This is a genomic window from Amycolatopsis sp. NPDC051373, assembly GCF_040689465.1.
In the GTDB taxonomy this organism is placed as follows: domain Bacteria; phylum Actinomycetota; class Actinomycetes; order Mycobacteriales; family Pseudonocardiaceae; genus Amycolatopsis.
The window spans coordinates 112,965-129,786 of sequence record NZ_JBFBAE010000010.1; the positions used below are offsets into that span (position 1 = coordinate 112,965).

Annotated in this window: 27 protein-coding genes and 1 pseudogene; 23 read left to right on the forward strand and 5 right to left on the reverse strand. The window is 66.1% G+C overall.

Features of this window, described 5'->3' with window-relative positions:
- Nucleotides 1-28: 28 nt before the first annotated feature.
- Together AB0383_RS20030 and AB0383_RS20035 are read left to right on the forward strand one after the other, a co-directional pair.
- A pseudogene (locus AB0383_RS20030) lies at nucleotides 29-1,242 on the forward strand (histidine kinase).
- Nucleotides 1,239-1,892 carry a response regulator transcription factor gene (locus AB0383_RS20035; protein ID WP_364177080.1) on the forward strand — a complete coding sequence of 218 codons (654 nt, stop codon included), beginning with the start codon at nucleotides 1,239-1,241 and terminating at the stop codon, nucleotides 1,890-1,892. Before AB0383_RS20030 ends, AB0383_RS20035 begins: the two are co-directional and overlap by 4 nt.
- A 486-nt stretch (nucleotides 1,893-2,378) precedes the next feature.
- Here the strand turns inward: AB0383_RS20035 and AB0383_RS20040 are convergent, their stop codons facing one another.
- The 4 genes from AB0383_RS20040 to AB0383_RS20055 form a co-directional block, all read right to left on the reverse strand.
- A complete protein-coding gene (locus AB0383_RS20040) occupies nucleotides 2,379-4,058 on the reverse strand; it encodes a GGDEF domain-containing protein (RefSeq protein ID WP_366188147.1) in 1,680 nt (559 codons plus the stop codon).
- Nucleotides 4,059-4,303: 245 nt separating this feature from the next.
- Entirely contained in the window at nucleotides 4,304-5,461 is a 1,158-nt protein-coding gene (locus AB0383_RS20045) for a tyrosine-type recombinase/integrase (protein ID WP_366188148.1), read from the reverse strand.
- Nucleotides 5,462-5,465: 4 nt separating this feature from the next.
- Nucleotides 5,466-6,014, reverse strand: a complete 549-nt coding sequence (locus AB0383_RS20050) for a hypothetical protein (protein ID WP_366188149.1) — start codon at nucleotides 6,012-6,014, stop codon at nucleotides 5,466-5,468.
- Between the two features lie 117 nt (nucleotides 6,015-6,131).
- Nucleotides 6,132-6,485 (reverse strand): hypothetical protein, encoded by a 354-nt coding sequence (locus AB0383_RS20055; RefSeq protein WP_366188150.1) that lies wholly within the window; start codon nucleotides 6,483-6,485, stop codon nucleotides 6,132-6,134.
- 270 nt (nucleotides 6,486-6,755) lie between these two features.
- Here AB0383_RS20055 and AB0383_RS20060 point away from each other — a divergent pair, with 270 nt between their 5' ends.
- From AB0383_RS20060 to AB0383_RS20130, 15 genes are all read left to right on the forward strand, one after another.
- Nucleotides 6,756-7,040, forward strand: coding sequence for a hypothetical protein (locus AB0383_RS20060; RefSeq protein WP_366188151.1), 285 nt, complete (start codon nucleotides 6,756-6,758; stop codon nucleotides 7,038-7,040).
- Between the two features lie 31 nt (nucleotides 7,041-7,071).
- Entirely contained in the window at nucleotides 7,072-7,305 is a 234-nt protein-coding gene (locus AB0383_RS20065; RefSeq protein WP_366188152.1) for a hypothetical protein, read from the forward strand.
- Nucleotides 7,306-7,307: 2 nt separating this feature from the next.
- Complete coding sequence (locus AB0383_RS20070) at nucleotides 7,308-7,583, forward strand: hypothetical protein (RefSeq protein WP_366188153.1); 276 nt, start codon at nucleotides 7,308-7,310, stop codon at nucleotides 7,581-7,583.
- On the forward strand, nucleotides 7,583-8,248 hold the full coding sequence (locus AB0383_RS20075; RefSeq protein ID WP_366188154.1) for a hypothetical protein: 666 nt from the start codon (nucleotides 7,583-7,585) through the stop codon (nucleotides 8,246-8,248). The genes AB0383_RS20070 and AB0383_RS20075 overlap by 1 nt, the downstream gene beginning before the upstream one ends.
- A gap of 181 nt (nucleotides 8,249-8,429) precedes the next feature.
- Nucleotides 8,430-8,843 carry an SsgA family sporulation/cell division regulator gene (locus tag AB0383_RS20080; protein WP_366188322.1) on the forward strand — a complete coding sequence of 138 codons (414 nt, stop codon included), beginning with the start codon at nucleotides 8,430-8,432 and terminating at the stop codon, nucleotides 8,841-8,843.
- Nucleotides 8,840-9,121, forward strand: a complete 282-nt coding sequence (locus AB0383_RS20085) for a hypothetical protein (protein WP_366188155.1) — start codon at nucleotides 8,840-8,842, stop codon at nucleotides 9,119-9,121. Before AB0383_RS20080 ends, AB0383_RS20085 begins: the two co-directional genes overlap by 4 nt.
- Nucleotides 9,122-9,360: 239 nt before the next feature.
- Complete coding sequence (locus tag AB0383_RS20090; RefSeq protein WP_366188156.1) at nucleotides 9,361-9,897, forward strand: hypothetical protein; 537 nt, start codon at nucleotides 9,361-9,363, stop codon at nucleotides 9,895-9,897.
- Complete coding sequence (locus AB0383_RS20095) at nucleotides 9,894-10,259, forward strand: hypothetical protein (RefSeq protein ID WP_366188157.1); 366 nt, start codon at nucleotides 9,894-9,896, stop codon at nucleotides 10,257-10,259. The genes AB0383_RS20090 and AB0383_RS20095 overlap by 4 nt, the downstream gene beginning before the upstream one ends.
- Before the next feature lie 50 nt (nucleotides 10,260-10,309).
- A complete protein-coding gene (locus tag AB0383_RS20100; RefSeq protein WP_366188158.1) occupies nucleotides 10,310-10,699 on the forward strand; it encodes an HNH endonuclease signature motif containing protein in 390 nt (129 codons plus the stop codon).
- Nucleotides 10,699-11,115, forward strand: a complete 417-nt coding sequence (locus AB0383_RS20105; RefSeq protein ID WP_366188159.1) for a WhiB family transcriptional regulator — start codon at nucleotides 10,699-10,701, stop codon at nucleotides 11,113-11,115. Before AB0383_RS20100 ends, AB0383_RS20105 begins: the two co-directional genes overlap by 1 nt.
- A complete protein-coding gene (locus AB0383_RS20110) occupies nucleotides 11,112-11,297 on the forward strand; it encodes a hypothetical protein (protein WP_366188160.1) in 186 nt (61 codons plus the stop codon). The genes AB0383_RS20105 and AB0383_RS20110 overlap by 4 nt, the downstream gene beginning before the upstream one ends.
- An 83-nt stretch (nucleotides 11,298-11,380) precedes the next feature.
- On the forward strand, nucleotides 11,381-11,545 hold the full coding sequence (locus AB0383_RS20115; RefSeq protein WP_366188161.1) for a hypothetical protein: 165 nt from the start codon (nucleotides 11,381-11,383) through the stop codon (nucleotides 11,543-11,545).
- Nucleotides 11,542-11,763: a hypothetical protein gene (locus AB0383_RS20120; RefSeq protein WP_366188162.1), complete on the forward strand. Its 222-nt coding sequence runs from the start codon at nucleotides 11,542-11,544 to the stop codon at nucleotides 11,761-11,763. The genes AB0383_RS20115 and AB0383_RS20120 overlap by 4 nt, the downstream gene beginning before the upstream one ends.
- Nucleotides 11,760-12,140: a hypothetical protein gene (locus tag AB0383_RS20125; RefSeq protein WP_366188163.1), complete on the forward strand. Its 381-nt coding sequence runs from the start codon at nucleotides 11,760-11,762 to the stop codon at nucleotides 12,138-12,140. The genes AB0383_RS20120 and AB0383_RS20125 overlap by 4 nt, the downstream gene beginning before the upstream one ends.
- A complete protein-coding gene (locus tag AB0383_RS20130) occupies nucleotides 12,137-12,433 on the forward strand; it encodes a hypothetical protein (protein ID WP_366188164.1) in 297 nt (98 codons plus the stop codon). The genes AB0383_RS20125 and AB0383_RS20130 overlap by 4 nt, the downstream gene beginning before the upstream one ends.
- 6 nt (nucleotides 12,434-12,439) lie before the next feature.
- Here the strand turns inward: AB0383_RS20130 and AB0383_RS20135 are convergent, their stop codons facing one another.
- Entirely contained in the window at nucleotides 12,440-12,934 is a 495-nt protein-coding gene (locus tag AB0383_RS20135) for a hypothetical protein (RefSeq protein ID WP_366188165.1), read from the reverse strand.
- A 134-nt stretch (nucleotides 12,935-13,068) separates the two neighbouring features.
- On the opposite strand from AB0383_RS20135, the gene AB0383_RS20140 reads away from it, so the two are divergent.
- The 6 genes from AB0383_RS20140 to AB0383_RS20165 all read left to right on the forward strand — a co-directional run bounded on the left by AB0383_RS20140 (nucleotide 13,069) and on the right by AB0383_RS20165 (nucleotide 16,810).
- Complete coding sequence (locus AB0383_RS20140) at nucleotides 13,069-13,338, forward strand: hypothetical protein (RefSeq protein WP_366188166.1); 270 nt, start codon at nucleotides 13,069-13,071, stop codon at nucleotides 13,336-13,338.
- A 73-nt stretch (nucleotides 13,339-13,411) separates the two neighbouring features.
- Nucleotides 13,412-14,446 (forward strand): AAA family ATPase, encoded by a 1,035-nt coding sequence (locus tag AB0383_RS20145; protein ID WP_366188167.1) that lies wholly within the window; start codon nucleotides 13,412-13,414, stop codon nucleotides 14,444-14,446.
- Nucleotides 14,443-15,390: a phage Gp37/Gp68 family protein gene (locus tag AB0383_RS20150; protein ID WP_366188168.1), complete on the forward strand. Its 948-nt coding sequence runs from the start codon at nucleotides 14,443-14,445 to the stop codon at nucleotides 15,388-15,390. The genes AB0383_RS20145 and AB0383_RS20150 overlap by 4 nt, the downstream gene beginning before the upstream one ends.
- Nucleotides 15,387-15,734 (forward strand): hypothetical protein, encoded by a 348-nt coding sequence (locus AB0383_RS20155; protein ID WP_366188169.1) that lies wholly within the window; start codon nucleotides 15,387-15,389, stop codon nucleotides 15,732-15,734. The genes AB0383_RS20150 and AB0383_RS20155 overlap by 4 nt, the downstream gene beginning before the upstream one ends.
- Before the next feature lie 372 nt (nucleotides 15,735-16,106).
- On the forward strand, nucleotides 16,107-16,346 hold the full coding sequence (locus tag AB0383_RS20160; RefSeq protein WP_366188170.1) for a hypothetical protein: 240 nt from the start codon (nucleotides 16,107-16,109) through the stop codon (nucleotides 16,344-16,346).
- Entirely contained in the window at nucleotides 16,346-16,810 is a 465-nt protein-coding gene (locus AB0383_RS20165) for a hypothetical protein (RefSeq protein WP_366188171.1), read from the forward strand. The genes AB0383_RS20160 and AB0383_RS20165 overlap by 1 nt, the downstream gene beginning before the upstream one ends.
- Nucleotides 16,811-16,822 lie beyond the last annotated feature (12 nt).

A 16,822-nucleotide genomic window follows, 5' to 3' on the forward strand; every position in this document is an offset into this window, starting at 1 on the left:
AGGGCGGGGTGGCTGGGAGGATCCGGGGGTGCGAGTTCTCCGGCCGGTGGTGAGCGGGGTGACCTATCGCCGATGGGTCTACCTGATCCTGGGCGGGGCGATCAGCGTGCCGTACCTGTTGTTCGCGGCGGTGGCGGTGCCTTCGCTGGTGCCGTTCGTGACGTCGCTGGGGTGGGCGTCGGCGCTCGCGGTCGTGGTGACGGTGGTGGTGCTGGGGCGACGTCGTTCCTGCCGGCGGTGCGGGTGCTGGAGGCGGCCGCGGTGCGGGAGCTGCTGGGCGAGGCTGCGGCGGGGCAGCCGGCCACCGTGCGGGGGCGGGCGCGGTACAGCGTGATGTTCGTACTGCACGTGGCGGTCGGGGCGGTGGTGAGCACCGTGTCGCTCGCGGTGCCGGTGGGGTTCGGGTTCTCGGTGAGCGCGGTGTTCACGGGGAAGCTGGTGGACAACGGCACCGAGGTCGTCGCGGTGGACCGGGGGTGGGGGTCGGCGTGGCTGCCGGTGGCGTTCGCGGCCGCGTTCGTGGTGCTGGTGTACGCGGTGTGGGGCGTCGGCGGGCTGCTGCGGCGGGCGGCGGGGGCGTTGCTGGGGATGTCGGCGGCCGAGCGAATCGCGCAGCTGGAGCGGCGGACCGAACAGCTGGCCGAGCGCACGCGGCTCGCGCGCGAGCTGCACGATTCGGTGGGGCACGCCTTGTCGGTGGTGACGGTGCAGGCGGGGGCGGCGCGCCGGACGCTGCGGACCGATCCGGGGTTCACCGAGCAGGCGCTCACCGCCATCGAGGAATCCGCGCGCACGGCGCTGGACGACCTCGATCACGTACTCGGGTTGTTGCGCGATAGGGCTTCGTCGCGCAACCCGCAGCCGGGTTTGACGGAGCTGCCGGCGCTCGTCGAGGCGACTCGGCTGGCGGGCGCGGAGGTGCACGCCGACGTGCAGGGTTCGCTGGGTGCCGTGCCCGCGGTCGTGTCGCGTGAGGTGTACCGGATCCTGCAGGAGTGCCTGACCAACGCGGTGCGCTACGCGGGCAAGGCGCCGGTGAGCGTCGCCGTGGTGGTGTCGGCGGGGCAGCTGTGCGCGACGGTGGCAAACCCGCTGGGCGCGGCGCGGCCGTCGCGGGCCCGCGGTGGGCGGGGCCTGCGGGGCATGGCCGAGCGTGCGGAGCTGCTGGGTGGCAAGCTGGCGGCGGGACCGGCGGGGGACCGGTGGGAGGTCGTGGTGACGGTGCCGTGGGGGAACCGATGAACGTGACCGTGCTGCTGGTCGACGACGAACAGCTCATCCGCGCCGGCCTGCGCGCGATCGTCGATGCGGAGCCGGACCTGACGGTGGCCGGCGAGGCCGCCGACGGCGCCGAAGTGCCGGGCCTGGTCGCGCGCCTGCGTCCCGACGTGGTGCTGATGGACGTGCGCATGCCCGCCGTCGACGGGATCCGCGCGACGCAGCACCTGATGTCCACTGTGGACGAACCGCCGAAGGTGATCGTGGTGACCACCTTCGAAAACGACGACTACGTCTACGACGCCCTGCTCGCCGGCGCCAGCGGCTTCCTGCTCAAGCGCGCCCGCCCGGAGGAGATCGTCGCGGGCATCCGCACCGTGGCCACCGGTGAGTCACTGCTGTTCCCGGCCGCCATCCGCCGCCTCGCCGCCGCCCACCCCCGCGGCCCGGCCCGCGACGGCCTCACCTCCGCCGCCCTCACCGACCGCGAGCGCGAAGTCCTGCGCCTCATGGCCGCCGGCCTGTCCAACACGGAAATCGCCACGGACCTCTACCTGGGCCTCCAAACGGTCAAAACCCACGTCGGCAACATCCTCTCCAAACTGGGCGCGCGCGACCGCACCCAGGCGGTGATCCGGGCTTACGAGTCGGGCTTCGTGACACCGAAACCCTGATCCGGCCGCGCGGACCCAACCGGCCGCGCTCCTGCGACGGTTCGCCTGACAGCCGCGGCTAGGAATTCGAGGCCGGGCGCCGGGGCTCCCGGCACGACAAGCGAGCACCTGGCGACGCCGGGCTGCGGCCCGACCTGCGCCGGAAGTAGGCGGGATGCGCGCCGGACCTACGAGTCCGGTTTCGTCCCCCGGAGACCTGACCGTCCAGCCGCGCTTCCACGTGCCTCGTGTGGCTCCCGCGGCGGAGGCCGAGCCGGAACTCGCGGCTGCCGGATTCCGCGAGGCTCGGAGTTTGGCGGCGGGCGTCGGAGTTTGGCACAACAAGCGGGCAGCCGGCGACGCCACGCTGCGGCTCTTCGGCTCGGCCCTGCGCCGGTCGTGGCCGGATGCGGGGGACCCGGACTGACGAGTTCGGCTTCGTCGCCCCGAAGCCCTGACCTAACGCACCTGTGCGCCGACGAAGCCCTGGCCAGGTTGCTCGCTTCGTCAAGCCGAGCGGCTGACCGCCACGTCGCGGCCGATGCCGCGGAGCACTTCGACGCGGTCGGAGCCCGGGCGGCTCAGGACCCAGCTCGAGCCGGGGACCGCTTTGGCTCGCTTCTTGAGCGGGGCGAGCAGGCGGGAGGCGTCGCGGTAGGAAGGGATGGAGCCGCTGCCGCAAACGAGGGTGGCCAGCGACACGGTGACCGGCATGCCCTCGGCGGACCAGTGCGTGTCGAGGAGGGCGGCGGCGACCGTGCCGATCTCGTCGACGTCACAGACGATGAGGAAGTCGTCGCCGCCGACGTGGCTGACGCGCATGCGCGGGAGGCGCCGCGAGAGGCCCGTGAGGGTTTCGCCGAGGGCGCGGATGAGGTCGTCGCCCGCGGCGAAGCCGGCGTTGTCGTTCACGGACTTGAAGGAGTCCACGTCGAGCCACGCCGCCACGAACTGCTCGCCCGTGGAGATGCGGCGTTCGACGTCGCGCGCCACGGCCTCGCTGCCCGGCAGCCGCGTCAGCGGGCTCAGGGTCACGGCCTCCTCGACCTTCGCCTCGGCCACGCCGCGGACCACCTCGGTCACCAGGACCACACCGAGGGTCCGGCCGGCGTTGTCGACCACGACCACGTCGTCGCCGGTGCGACCCCAGTCGGCGTCGGTGACCAGCTCGAGGAACTCCAGCGCGCTCGCCGTGGCGTCGATGGTGTGCGGCTTGTCGGCCAGCCGCTCGGCCGGGCGCTTGGCATGCAGGGCGTGGCCGTACGGGCCGGTCACGGCGACCAGGAACCGCGTGCGGTCAACCGACCACTGTGGACGGTTGTGCTCGTCGACGCCGATCACGCCGGTCGGGGCGTCGGCCGCGGCGAGGACCTCGCGCACGGCGTCGCAGGTCGCGTCGGACGGCAGCGTGGTGGCGGGACGCAGGAAGTCGCCGACGCGGGGAGCGGTGGGCGGCGCGGGTGAGCGGCGGTCGTCGGGCACCACGGCGCCGGCCGACGGCGCGCTGCGGTGCGCGGCCGGCGGCGCCAGGAGGTTGCCCTGCGCGATGCGCACGCCGAGGTTCTGTGCCGCGTCCAGCTGCGGACCGGTCTCGATGCCGGTCGCGACGAGCCGGATGCCGGTGCGCGTCGTGAAGTGCAGCAGCGACTCGACCACGGCCACCGCCGCCGGCTCGTCCGGCAGGCCGCGCAGCACACTGCGGTCGAGCTTCACCAAGTCCACGGGCGCTTGGGCCAGCAACGCGAGAGGGAGATCGCCGCGACCGAGGCCGTCGAGCGCCAGCCGGAAGCCCAGCTCCGACAAAGCGCGCATACCGCCCAGAAGCCGGTCTCCGGGCAGGTGCGTGAACGGCGGGCCGATCTCCAGGACCACGTCACGCGTGCGGCGGCCGGCGGCACCGAGTTCGGCGATCAGCTCATCGAACGCGGCGGGGCCCGACGCGAGCGTGCGGGCGGAGATGTTCAGGTGCAGGGGCAGGGCGCTCGGCCGCTCGGCCTCCTGGCGCACTGCGGCCGCGGCGAGGCCAAGGTCGACCTCGGCCAGGCGGCCGTCGCGGCGCGCTTCGGCGAGCAGTTCGTGGGCCGTGCCCTTGCCGGGGCGGGCGAGCGCTTCGTACGCGACAACGCCACCGGTGTGCAGGCTGTACATCGGCTGGAAGGCGAACCGGACCGCACGGGGCGTCGTCACCCGGAGATCGTCGCATCCTCTCGCGCGGAAACGAAACCGTTGTCAGCAGATGTTCACCGCGCCGGAACCTGAGTTACCTGAATCGGAGTAATCAGCTACCGTATGGTCACGGAATGTAGTTTCGCAGGTGGGTGAACTGCTTGATCATCCTACGGTGCGTGACAGGGCGACCCGAAACTCAACACCGCGCAACACCGCACGACAGCGGTTTGCCCCAGGGCTGCCCCAGGGGCGCCCCCAGAAGTTCACTGGTCACGGAACGCCTCCGACAAGCGCTCCCGGACCTTCCCTGAGCCCTGGTAGTACTGCCGAGTCGTCTCCAGCTTCGAGTGGCCCATAATGTCCGCCACCTCGAACACGTTCAGACCGTTGTCCGCCGCGGTCGTGCCGAACCCGTGACGCGTCGAATACATCCCACCAGTGTTCATCAACTGCTGTCTCCCTGCCGCCAGCTTCATCGACTCACTGACGCTATGCGGCATGTACGGCCGATTCCACGCGCTCATGAAGACCAGCGGACTGTGACACGTCGCGCCGTTGAAGTGCGAAAACGGGCACTTGCCCGAAAGATCCCGACCCTCCAGGCGCTTCTTCAGGATTTCCAACGCCACCGGCGTCAACGGCACATCTCGATGGTCATCGTCTTTGGGGAACGCCCGGATGATTTTGCGTCTCTCCACCAGAACCTCCGCAACCGTGACGATTCCCCTATCCAGGTCGCAATGGTGAGCGTGAAGCCCGCACAACTCGCCCGGTCTCAAACCCGTATGCGTAGCGAACCGAAGCAACTCCTCATAGTCATCGCGCATCTTCAGCGACGAAACCGCGGTAGGTGTGAGAGCAGGCCTCTTCCGCCGGTAAACCTTCGGGAGTTTCACCCCCGTGGTGGGCGGAGTGTCCAGAATGTTTTCCTTGCACGCCGCCTGCATCGACACCGAGAACACCCCAAAGACGCGGATCGCGTAGTTCGGCGACATTCCCTTGCGGGTAGCCAGCCCGGACGGCGAATCCACCCACTCCTGGATGCCGACCTCGCCGGCGGCGAGATCTGGGTTCGAGGTGATGATCCGGTTCAGCGGCACGTCACCCCAGTACGGGCGCAGATGCCGACGCACGATCGTCGCCTCTACGCCGGCGGTTCCCGACTCTGCGAACGGGCGATCGAGCACCAGGCGATCCCACCAGTCACCCCACAGGATGCTGGCGGGGATCGCGGATGCGGTCTTCTTGACCACGGGGGCCTTGCGTTGACCTTCCACCTCGGCCGCGATGGCGGCCTTCTTCGCCTTCGGCTTCGTTGGGAAGGCTGTCCCGTCAGGCTGAAGGACTGTGTGCTTCGTGCCGTTGGGGAGCCGGTAGCGGCCACGGAAGCCGCCACCGGGCATCGGTTCTGCCCATGCCATGGTGTTAGTCCACGGGGTTCAGGCGCCGGCGCTGTTGCGGCTGTGCCGACAAGGCTTCGGCGATCAGGGCACCCTGATGCACGCGCACGTCGGTGATCTCCCGCGACAGGGCGGCGCGGTGCTGGTCGATCTGGTTGGTGAAGTCGACCCGCACGTCTTTGACGATCCTTCGGATGCTCTTCAACAGGTTGTCGGTCTGCGCGGCGAACTGCTCGGCGGTCTGGATCAGCTCCAACCGGATTTCGACCTGGCGTTCCTCGTTGTCGATGCGCGCTTGACGCAACTCTCTGCGAAGGGCATTGATGGCGCCACGGCAGCAGAGGATCACTACGGCGGCGAGGATCGAGCAGCCGGCCACTACAGCGAGACCGGTTGCGATGATGACAACCTGGACCGACATCTTCAGGGCATAGGCGAGGACTGCGAGTGTGGTGGTGACGACTGCGGTCAAGATCGCCCACGCGAGTGCCCGGGGGATGGTGATCCCGCCAGCATCGATCGGCATCACCATGTAGGTGGGTGCGTCGGTGCTGACGTTCGGCTTGGCGGCCATGTGTCTCCTTGCTGCTGGTCCGACCCCGGTTCGAATCGGGTGTCGTTACCGGGTGAAGACTCGTTAGTTAGCGTGTCGACGATTCACCCGATTAGACCAGAAACTCAGAGTGGCTTGTTACATCACGTGTCTGTCGGCCTCCGCACTGTCGTCGTGTGATTCTTCAACGTTCAAGCGTTTTTGCATGACACCGACCATCCAACGCGGCCCTAGCGTGGGATCGCCTGAACTCTTCGACAGGAAGTCGGCGTGCCGTCCGAGTTCTTCGTTACTGGCCGTCATGGGATCGAACGGCTGTTCTACTGTCGCCACGTCAACAGAACCTTGTTCCCGGAACGGCCCGCGATCATGTAGTACGTCGTCGATCGAACCAGGTTCCAGCTGCATGCCGTCTTCAAGTTTCTTCTTGGTTCCTGGTCGAAGCTGGCGCTCTTCCATGCCCTCGATCGCCTGGACCACGTCGATGGACACGCCGGCTAGCTTGGCTAGCTCTTTCTGTGTGACGCGTAGTTCGTCACGCCTCTTCACGAGGGCTGCCGCGAGGGCTGCCATGTTCCCTACCCCGGTTTTCATGGTTATGCATCCTCCCAGATCTGTAACGCCGCGCCAAGGCGTGCGAGGTAAGGGCCACCTTCTTCACCGGATCGGACCACTTTCAACCGTGCCCGAAGCTACTTTGTGACCTGAAAACGTGCGTAAACCCTGTTGAAACCTGGTCTGAGGTGGTCTAGGGTCATATGCATGAATACGACGCCACGCGACACCGAGCTTCGCGCACTGCGTGTCGTCCCAGACCTTGAGTCGCCCTGGATGACCTCGCACGAAGCAGCCACGTACGCCCGCTGCAACGTCGAGACCGTCCGCCGCGCCACCCGCCTCTTCAAGAAGACCGACGGACGCCGCGGTCTAAAAGCGATCCAGCGCAGCGACGAAGGCCACTACCTGATCCACGTCGATGACCTTCTCCGCTGGGCCGCGAACCGCGCCCCCTCCACCGGCACGCGCCGCTACCGCGCAGCCGCCTGACCAGACCTCCTACCCCTCAGGAGCAGAAACCATGATCAGCATCGCCCTGCCCGAAATCGCCACCGTCCGCACCCGCGGGCACCTGACCCTGATCCGGGGTGGCAAGCGCGAAGGAACCCGTACCACCGCGGTCGACCGTCAGCGGGGCCGCGCCCGGTTCACCGTGTACGCGGCGATCGCGAACGGTGAGACCACGGTCCGCCTCGACGAAGTCGCATCGCTGCTCACCCAGCCGGCCGGGTTCGTTCCGGACGAGGCGGCGTGACCATGAGCCACGACTATGAGCGCACCGTGTACACCGCGGATGGCCTGGAGTGGAAGTGGGACCGCACCGTCTCGCTGTGGGTGTGCCAGTGCGACGAGTGCAAGGCGGACCCGTCGATGCGGGAACAGCTGACGTACCGGGATCTGGAGAACGAGCACGGCACCGTCTCCGACTGGGGTGTGCCCCGTGCCTACGGCAAGCACTCCCACACGCGTCACATGGATGAGCCGGCCGTGTCGGTCCTGGATCTGGTCGCCCGCGCATCGGTGGTGGCGTGATGGATGTCCAGAAGCGGTTCGTACTGAACACCGCCGATCACGCGATGACCGTGCTGCACGACGACGGGTTGTACCGGCACCTGCGGTTCCAGCAGGAGGTGTGGCGCCCGCCGTTGGTGAAGCCGCGGCTGTCGTCGATCTACTGGTTCGAGCTGATCACCGTTCCCGGGTCGCTGGTCTTCCGAGGCGACGGCGAATCGTTCGTCTTCGCACACGACACGGACATGTTCGCGTTCTTCCGGATGTCGGCGTGGCAGGGGCGGCCGAACCTCAGCTACTGGGCCGAGAAGGTCACCAGCGAACAGAGCGCGCTGAAGAAGTACGACGAGGAGCTGTTCGTCCGGACCATTCGCGAGCACTTCGTCGAGGAGGTCCGGGATGGCGGGGTGCCGCCCGGCGCGAGCAAGGTGCTGCTCTCGCACGCTGAGGACTACGACCTGATGTACGAGGAGCAGGCCCGGGCGATGCTCGACGACTTCGAGCACAGGGGGTTCCGCTTCTACGACACGTGGGAGTGGGACTTCCGGGACTACGACTGGTGGTTCGTGTGGGCCTGCCACGCGATCGTCTGGGGCATCCGCCAGTACGACGCGGTGAAGGCTGACCGGCCGGCTCCGGGGCATGCGCCGCGTGAGATCAGCGTCGAGCTTCCGGCGGTGGCGTGATGGCCCTCAAGAGACTGACAGACAACGACCACGCCGCACTGAACGAGGCAGTCGAGTTGGTGCGAGGTGTCTTGAATCGCCACCCGTTGGAGATGACGGCCCCGATCCTCGCCAGGTTCGACCAGCTCGTGCGGGACGTGCACGCGATCGAGGGCATGTTCGACGCGAGGGAGGCGGCGTGATGATGGCGGAGCATCGGTTACAGCACCAGGGGATCGCCGGTACGGTCGGCGGTCACGATGACGCGCTTGTGCGCGTCGTGTGGGTGTACGACACCAAGTTCCCGTGGTCGCTCAAGCTGATCGTTCACGGCCGGAACCCGCTGATGCGACTGGTCTCTCGGGACCTGTTGAACCGTGGTGTGTCGGTTCCGACCGGTGACCTCGACTTGTGGATCCGTCCCGAGTTCTTCGCCCGGCCCGCGCAGGTTCGGTTCCTGATCCACGTCGTGGACGGGTTGACGATGCAGCTGGACCTGAACCGCGATGACCTGATCGAACTGTTGGATGAGGCGGAACGTCTCGTGCCGTTCGGGACGGAAGAGAAGTTCCAGGACTGGGATGGTGGTCTCGCCCTGTGTGAGGGGGCGGCATGAGAGCCATCGGGAACCTGGCGGCGTTCGTGTGGGAGTTCGCGAAGGAGTTCCTCCCTGGCCGGCGGTTTCGGCAGGAGTTCGGGCCGATGATGGCGCCTTCGGTGCGGTCGATCTTGGCGGCTCGGCTGGTGAAGCAGGTCCGGTTCTGTCCGCACTGTGGGGCGGGGTCGCCGATCCCGGAGGAGCAGTGGCTGCGGATCGAAGTGAACGATGAGGAGATCACGTGCATGGGGTGTTTCCGGGTTCCGCGCCTGTGGCTGCGCGAGGCGGTGCAGTGACCGGGCACACCGGCAGCTACGGGTGCAAGTGCGACATGTGCCGTGCCCGTCGAGCCCGCTACTCGCGAGAGCTGCACCGCAAGCAACGTGAGGGGATCCCTCGTCGTGTCCCGTTGGGACCTGCGAAGCAGCATGTGGAGTGGTTGATCGGGCGCGGTATGCCGGCTACTTGTATCGGTGAGGTTGCTGGTGTCTGCCATCCGACGATTCTGCGGGTTCGGCGTTGCGATGGGGAAATCTTGATCGGTAAGCGGATCGCGGATGCGTTGCTGGCCGTCCAGTTCGACGTCTCCACGCTGCCGCCCGGGGCCAATGTGGACGCCACGGGTTCACGGCGCCGTGTGCAGGCGTTGGCGTCACGCGGTTGGAGCCTGCCTCAGATCGCGGCGCGACTCGGTGTGGATCCGACTTCGTTGCGGGTGCATCAGCCGAACCGGCGGTTCATTCAGAAACGCAACGCCGATGCCATCAAGGCTGTGTATGACGAGTTGTGGGATCAGGATCCTCCGACGGGCACGACGCAGGAGTTGCGGGTGGCGCGGTACGCGAAGACGTGGGCCCGCAAGTCGGGGTTTATGCCGCCGGGGGCGTGGGATGACGACACGATCGACGACCCGGATGCGCAGCCTGACATTGGGGAGAAGGTGCGGGCGAACGCGAACGCTCGTGAGGAGATCGTGTGGCTGCGGTCGTTCGGGAAAACGAATGAGCAGATCGCTTTGCACATGGGGAAGACCCCGGACTACATCCGGGCACAGCTCAGGGAGGCAGCATGAGCGCAACACCGTTGAACCCGAGAGAAGCGGCGTTGCAGCTGGCGCGGATCGGTCAGGAGATCGACGCGCAGACGCGGGAACTCGTGCAACTACGGGACCAGTTGCCGGCTCTACTCCGTGACGCACGCCGCTCCTATGCAGAGTCCTACCTCTCAACGGAGGGTTCGATCGAGAACCGCAAGCAGCGGGCGGTTTTGGATGCGGAGAACGCGAAGTTCCGGCTTGAGGTGCACGAGCAGTTGATCGAGGCGCGGAAGGATTCGCTTCGGTCTCTGCGGGACCGTTCCGAAATTGGTCGCGCGATCAACAGCAACTTGAAGGAAGAGATCAGGACGTTCCAGTCGGGCCCGGTGGCTGCGTGAAGCGGGGCGAGCCATTGAAGCGGGTGACTCCACTCAGGTCGAGGTCGCAGTTGAAGGCTGGTGCGTCGAAGAAGCCGGTTCGGCGGAAGTACGAACCGACCGAGGAACCGTGCAAGAAGATCGTGAAGAAGCGCAGCGAGGGCAAGTGCGAGATCTGCGGGATCCGTCCCGGGCAGTCCGTGCACCATCGCCGTAAGCAGTCTCAGGGCGGCCCGTGGACCCCGAGCAACTGTCTGCACCTGTGCGGGGATGGTCGTGGTCCGGATGGTTGCCACGGCATGGTGACGAACACCAGGACGCAGTACTACCAATACGGGTTTCTGGTCTACAGCGGAGAGAGCTGGATCAACAAGCCAGTGTTGTACCGGGGTGAGCTTGTGGTGTTGGACGACGAGGGCGCTTGGACGCCTTCTCTGGACTTTGGTCAGGAGGCAGCGTGATGGACGGGCTGTTCGAGCTGGTAGACGCGATTGGGACGGTTGTGCGTCCGGATTGGATGGCGGACGCGGTCTGTGTCGACGAAGCGGATCCGGACATCTTCTTTGACCAGTGGAAGGTGATCGAGGCGAAGACTGCTTGTCTTCGCTGCCCGGTGCAGGACAGTTGCCGCACCTACGCGTTGAATCGTCTGATCGTGGATGGTGTGGCTGAGGAGGGCGTGTGGGGCGGCACGACCTTGGAGGAGCGGAAGCGCGCCGTGGGTGTCGGGCATTCCCGGAACGCTGACCTGGATGCGGAGATCATGCGGCTGGTGGGCATGGGTATGTCGGAGTCGAAGATCGCGTCGGTGGTGGCGGTGTCGTCGCGTCAGGTGCAGCGGGTGAAGGCCAAGGCGAAGGCGAGGTTGGCGGCGTGAGCGACGTGGATGGATTCGGTCGCCCGTTGGGTGGCGAGCGTGAACGGGATGGCCGGCTACTCGCGGCGGCTCAGGGCTTGGATTTGACTGCCGGGCACATCGACAACGGCACTCGTGAGTACTGGTATCAGCGCGCTGACGAGGCGCGGCAGAACCTGTCTGGGTATATGGAGGCGCAGTGAAGAACACGTGCGGTGGATGCGATTCGACGTGGACGGGGGCGAACATGGCGCACTGCCGTGGTTGCTGTCGCACGTTCTCGTCGGTGGCGTTGTTCGATCTGCACCGTCAGGGCGGGGTGTGTTCGGAGCCGGCGACGATCGTGTGGTCGAGCGGGAAGCACGCGGGTGAGCCGAAGATGCGGTTGAACGAGTACGGCGTGTGGGTGGGGAACCAGGAGCGGCCGAAGTTCTGGGAGGAAGCGGCATGAGTGACCTGTCCGAGCTGTTGATGGACGCTGCACAGAACGAGATCGTCAATGCCCCGCACTACAACGAGGGCCGTGAGGTGGACTACTTCGTCGCTGCCCGGGGGTCCGCCGCGACCGTGCTTCGAGAGCTGGCGGAACACGGCGACGATGTCGAGATCGCACTGAACTGGCGAGGGTATATTCGGGATCTCGCCGACGAGATCGAGGGGGCGGCATGACGCTCCCGATCGAGTTGCAGGTGACTCGCTTCAAGTGCCCGTTCTGCCCCAAGTCCTATTCGAAGCGGACGCCAGCCCAGGCGCACATCGACCGGTGCTGGACGAACCCGGGCGCCAGGTCGTGCAAGACCTGTGTGCATCGGATTGAGCCGGATGAAGACTACGGCTACGTGACGGATGAGGGTTGCCAGGTGGGGGTGGAGTTGCCGACCCTGGAACACCGGGTGGGTGTTGTCACGACGTTGCCGATCCTGTGCCCGAAGTGGGAGCCGTCAGTGTCGCAGGAGTGCGAGGCGTCAAACCACGACGATTGTCCGGGACACCAGTACTTCGGGCAGTGCTACTGCTCGTGCCACAGCGAAGGGGAGACACGATGAGTGACAATGCGACGGTCCTCGACTTCAATGCTGCTTTGCGCCGGCGCCGTGACGAGGATGAGCTGTCCGCGGCCACGCATGTCACGCCGACTGAGAGCGGCAGGTGGCTGGTGTTCGTCGAAGGTAAGGGCTACCCGGTCACCGTGCTCGAAGACCTTCCGGCCGCGCCCACTGTGATCGTGGAAGCCGATGTGACGATCTTCTTCGACCCTGCCGCGGTGTCCACTGTGATTGACCCGGTGTTCTTCGCCCCGAGCAGACGAACCGTCATGCAGGAGCAGTACGCCGCCTGACCCCGTTCAACGGCCCGTGTCCTTCGTGTCCTCTTCCGCTGAGAAGAGCACGCGGGGCACGGGCCGGTTTTGTGTCTCCGCGGTACGGCCTTGCGGGTCAACGATGGCGTCGGGGTCGACCATGATCCTGGCCAGGTTGTAGATCACTGCTCGTTGCTGGTCGTTGAGCTTGACCCACAGGTCTTCCAACGTGCGGGGCGGAGTGTCTTCTACTGACTCGGGGATGTGGACGGTGTCCGGGTCGTAGCCGGCTTTGCGGAGCGCTTCGGGGATGTCCCACTTGACGGCGCGGGCGGCTTTGATGACGAAGTCCTCGCCGGCTTCGGTGCGGATCTTCTCGCCTTTGACGGACACGTAGCCCTGTTCGACCTGGGTCCAGCGTGCGTGGCTGCCCATGCCGGCGCGTGTGGCGGCGGCGCGTACGGACAGGTTGAGTCCGAGGCGTCGGGCTTTGAGTTCCTCGCCGAAGGGGTTCGGTCGGGGGGCGTCGTCTGTGGCCATGGGGTTCAGTATCGCGCACGGGGTGGTGAATGTGGGTAGTGGTGGGGTGTGTCTGTCTGGTCACCCGGTGAAGTAGCGGACGTTTGGAAGGAGGATCGGTTGCATTATCCGTCACTATCCACTAGTGTCTTGTTATGACCCAACCACCTCCCCTCGATCGTTTCTGGTACGAGCTGGATGGGGAGCTGCGTGAGCGCGGCCTACAGCTCATCGACATCTCTCGTGTCTCCCGATACCCGGAACGTCGCACCAACAGGTCACTGTCTTACCTGTCGAACCTGCGTAGCGGTACCCGCGGCTACCCGCAACCCAACCCTCGGGTCGTGAAGGAAATCGCCGACGCGATCGGCTGCACCGTCAGCGACCTGAAGCGTAAACAGCCCGCCGAACAGCCGGCCGCCTAACCACACAACACAAACCCAGCTCTCCACCAAACGGGGGAGGGCTAGCCGAACACACCCTATGAACGGAGCAACGATGGCATTGAAGACGAGGCGCCCCACCGGTGCACCGTCGTGGCCCCTGATCCTCCTCGCCGGCGAAGCCAAGACGGGGAAGACGTGGGCTGCTGCGGAGTTCACTGGTGACGAACGTGTCGGACGCTCGTTCTGGCTGGACCTGGGGGAGGGCTGCGCCGACGAGTATGGCTCTGTCCCTGGTGCGGATTACGAGATTCTGGAGCACGACGGGACGTGGGTCGAGATCATCGACCAGGTCGAGTCTGTTCGTGACTACGCCCGCGAGGCGCTCGCCAAGGGCGAGAAGCCGGTCACGTTGACGATCGACTCGATGACCGCGGAGTGGGCGATGCTCACCGCGTGGACGGACACCCGTGCCCGCAAGTCGAAGCGCAACGAGAAGCTTCTGAAGGAAGACCCGGACGCGGAGATCGACATCACGTCGAACTACTGGAACGACGCGAACTCCCGCCACAACAAGCTGGTGAACATCCTGAAGACGTTCCCCGGCATCGTGATCATGACCGCGTTGGAGACGGAGAAGACCCAGTTCGACGCGGGAGGACGGCCGAAGGCGGGCGCGCCGAAGGTCGCGAAGCCGGACGCGCAGAAGCGGCTGGCTGCGGACTCGACTGCGTGGGTGCGCTTGTCGCATGAGAACGCGCCGACCGTTGTCGGTTTGCGGTCGGTGCAGTACACGATCCAGCCGGGCGTGGACAAGCCGCGTGTGGTGAAGGACTTCACGCTGGCGAAGCTCGTGTTCGATCTGATGAAGATCGGGGAGGGCACCGCGGTTCGTGAGGTGCCGGTGCTGAACGGCGACGAGTTGACGCCGGACGAGGACCCGAACTGGGAGGCGAAGCAGCAGGCCGCGATCAAGGCCGTCGGCGGCGAAGTGATGGCTGCGGGTAATGCACTCGGTTGGGACACGAAGAAAGTCCTGGAGGTTTACGCGTCGGAGAACAACAACGCCGACCTGTACAAGGCGACCCTGGAGGCGTTGGTGGCGTTCCGGGATGACCTGAAGTCCCGTGTCGTGGAGGAGGCGGCGTGAGCGACCAAAGCAAGATCGAGTGGACGGACGCGACGTGGAACCCGGTGACGGGGTGCACGAAGGTCAGCCCCGGCTGTGATCACTGCTACGCCGAGACGCTGCACGAGCGGTTCAACGGCAAGGGCTCGTTCGCGACGGTCACGTTGCACCCGGAGCGGCTGGAGAAGCCGCTCGGGTGGCGGAAGCCGCGCCGAGTGTTCGTCAACTCGATGAGTGACCTGTTCCACGACGCGGTGCCCGACGAGTTCATCGCTCGTGTGTGGGCCACGATGGCGGCCAGTCCGCAGCACACCTTCCAGGTTCTCACCAAGCGGCACGGCCGGATGCGATCGCTGCTGTCGTCCGAGGAGTTTGACCTCGCCGTCGCCGAGGAATGGTCGAAGCTGGGCACGACGGCGGGCGCTCTCGACCCGGACCACACCCCGCCCTACCCACTGCCGAACGTGTGGATCGGCGTGTCCACCGAGGACCAGAAGTGGGCGGACATCCGGATCCCGGCGCTGCTGGAAACGCCCGCTGCGGTGCGGTGGATCTCCGCCGAACCGCTGCTCGGACCGATCGAGCTGCATCACGGGCACACGCACTGCCCGACGCACGATTTCGCGGGAGGCTTCTGCGTCGGTCCGTGTCCTGACCGATTCGGTCTGGACTGGGTGGTCGTCGGTGGCGAGTCCGGTCCGGGCGCCCGTCCGATGGACCCGGCGTGGGCACGGTCGCTGCGTGACCAGTGCGTAGACGCGGACGTGCGGTACCTCTTCAAACAATGGGGCGCATGGAAGCCAATCGGAGAGGGAATCGGTGCCTTTTCACCGCCGGAGATGCTCATCGGTTCACAGCTCGACAGGTGGGGTCATCGTCAGGTCATGCGGCGCGTCGGCAAGGCGCGCGCCGGCAGGGAACTCGACGGCCGCACCTGGGACGAGTATCCCGAGGTGGCGGCATGACCACGGTGGAGCGGGACATCCCGCCATCACTGGAGTTCCCTCCCCCCATGTGCCCTATGTGCGGGGAGGGAACGCACGCGGAGGCGGACTCGTACGTCTGCGATCGCTGCCAGTGCGGGTGGAGTCGTGATGGCGACTTCGAATCCTGGTCGGACATCGATGCGGCGCAGTGTGATGCGACGGTGCGTCCGTGGGAGAAGAACTCGTGGATCTCTATGGACGAGTCGTTCAAACACGAGGAGTTCCGTTGCCTTCTGGACAAGGGGCATGAGAACAACGAGTGGAGTGTGAAGCATGCCCACCCGCGAGTGAACGGCACGCTGTGGGCGAAGGGCTGGCGGTGATGACGGGCAACCGTCGGAAGTGCCCGTCCCGCAAGTTCCGTTACCGCACTGAGCAGTCCGCCAGCAACGTCCTGTCGCAGATTTGGCGGAAGCCGAAACCGGGTCGCCGGCTGGAAACCCGCTACTACTTCTGCGACTGGTGCAGCGGTTGGCACCTCACGTCGAAACCACAGGATTGGATGACTCGATGAGCAGTGAAGAGAGCTACGGCAGCGCCGAGTGCTACGCATGCCTTGTCGGCGTGGCCACAGGACCCGAATCGCACTCGGACTGGTGCCCGGTGCGTACCGTTCCGATGCCCGTTCAGGACGGCTCGTTCGGCCCGGAGTGGGACGAGTACGACCTTCGTTGCGACATCGAAAGGGGTCTGCGATGAGTGATCTGTCCAAGCGGATAGTGGAGAGCGTCCGTCGGGAACTGCTGGGCCGCAAGGGAATCTTGGACGACGTCGATGACGACATCCAGGTTGAGCTGTGCGGCGCTGTCGCCGCCACGGTGGTGGGGGAACTGGCGGCCGCTTCGAAGGCTGCCTACGACGACTTCGGCGACACCTGGCCGGAAGACCCCGAGGATCTGGAGATCCTCGCCAACGAAATTCAAGGAGACAACTGATGGGGATGCACGCAAGCGCCTACCTGATGTACGGCTACGACCTGGGCGGCGCTGAAGAAGGCTGGAAGATCGAGGAAGCGGGCGAGTACGGCGAGTGGGAACCCGAGTGGGCTGAGGATGCCGGCGACCCGATGGGCAGCGTCGATGACGTGCTTCTGCGGTCTGTGGGGTTCACGGAGACCGACTGGCGCGTCGATGGCTACTTCGATCGCGAACGGGCGGCGAAGGAACGTCTTGGCGTGGAGGTGTCGAGCTACGGCTATCACGAGTCCGCAAGCTGGATGCTGACCACGAAGACGATCCGCGGGGAGGACTACGGGGCCGACGCGTTCGACCCAGCCGAACTGCTGTCCCTGCCTGCCGCGAACGGATGGGACGAGAAGTTGCGCGACGCGCTCAACACGCTGGGGATCACGCCGACACAGGAAGCCCCGTCGTGGTTCTTCGTCTCCAACTACGGGTGACCTCAATTCAGC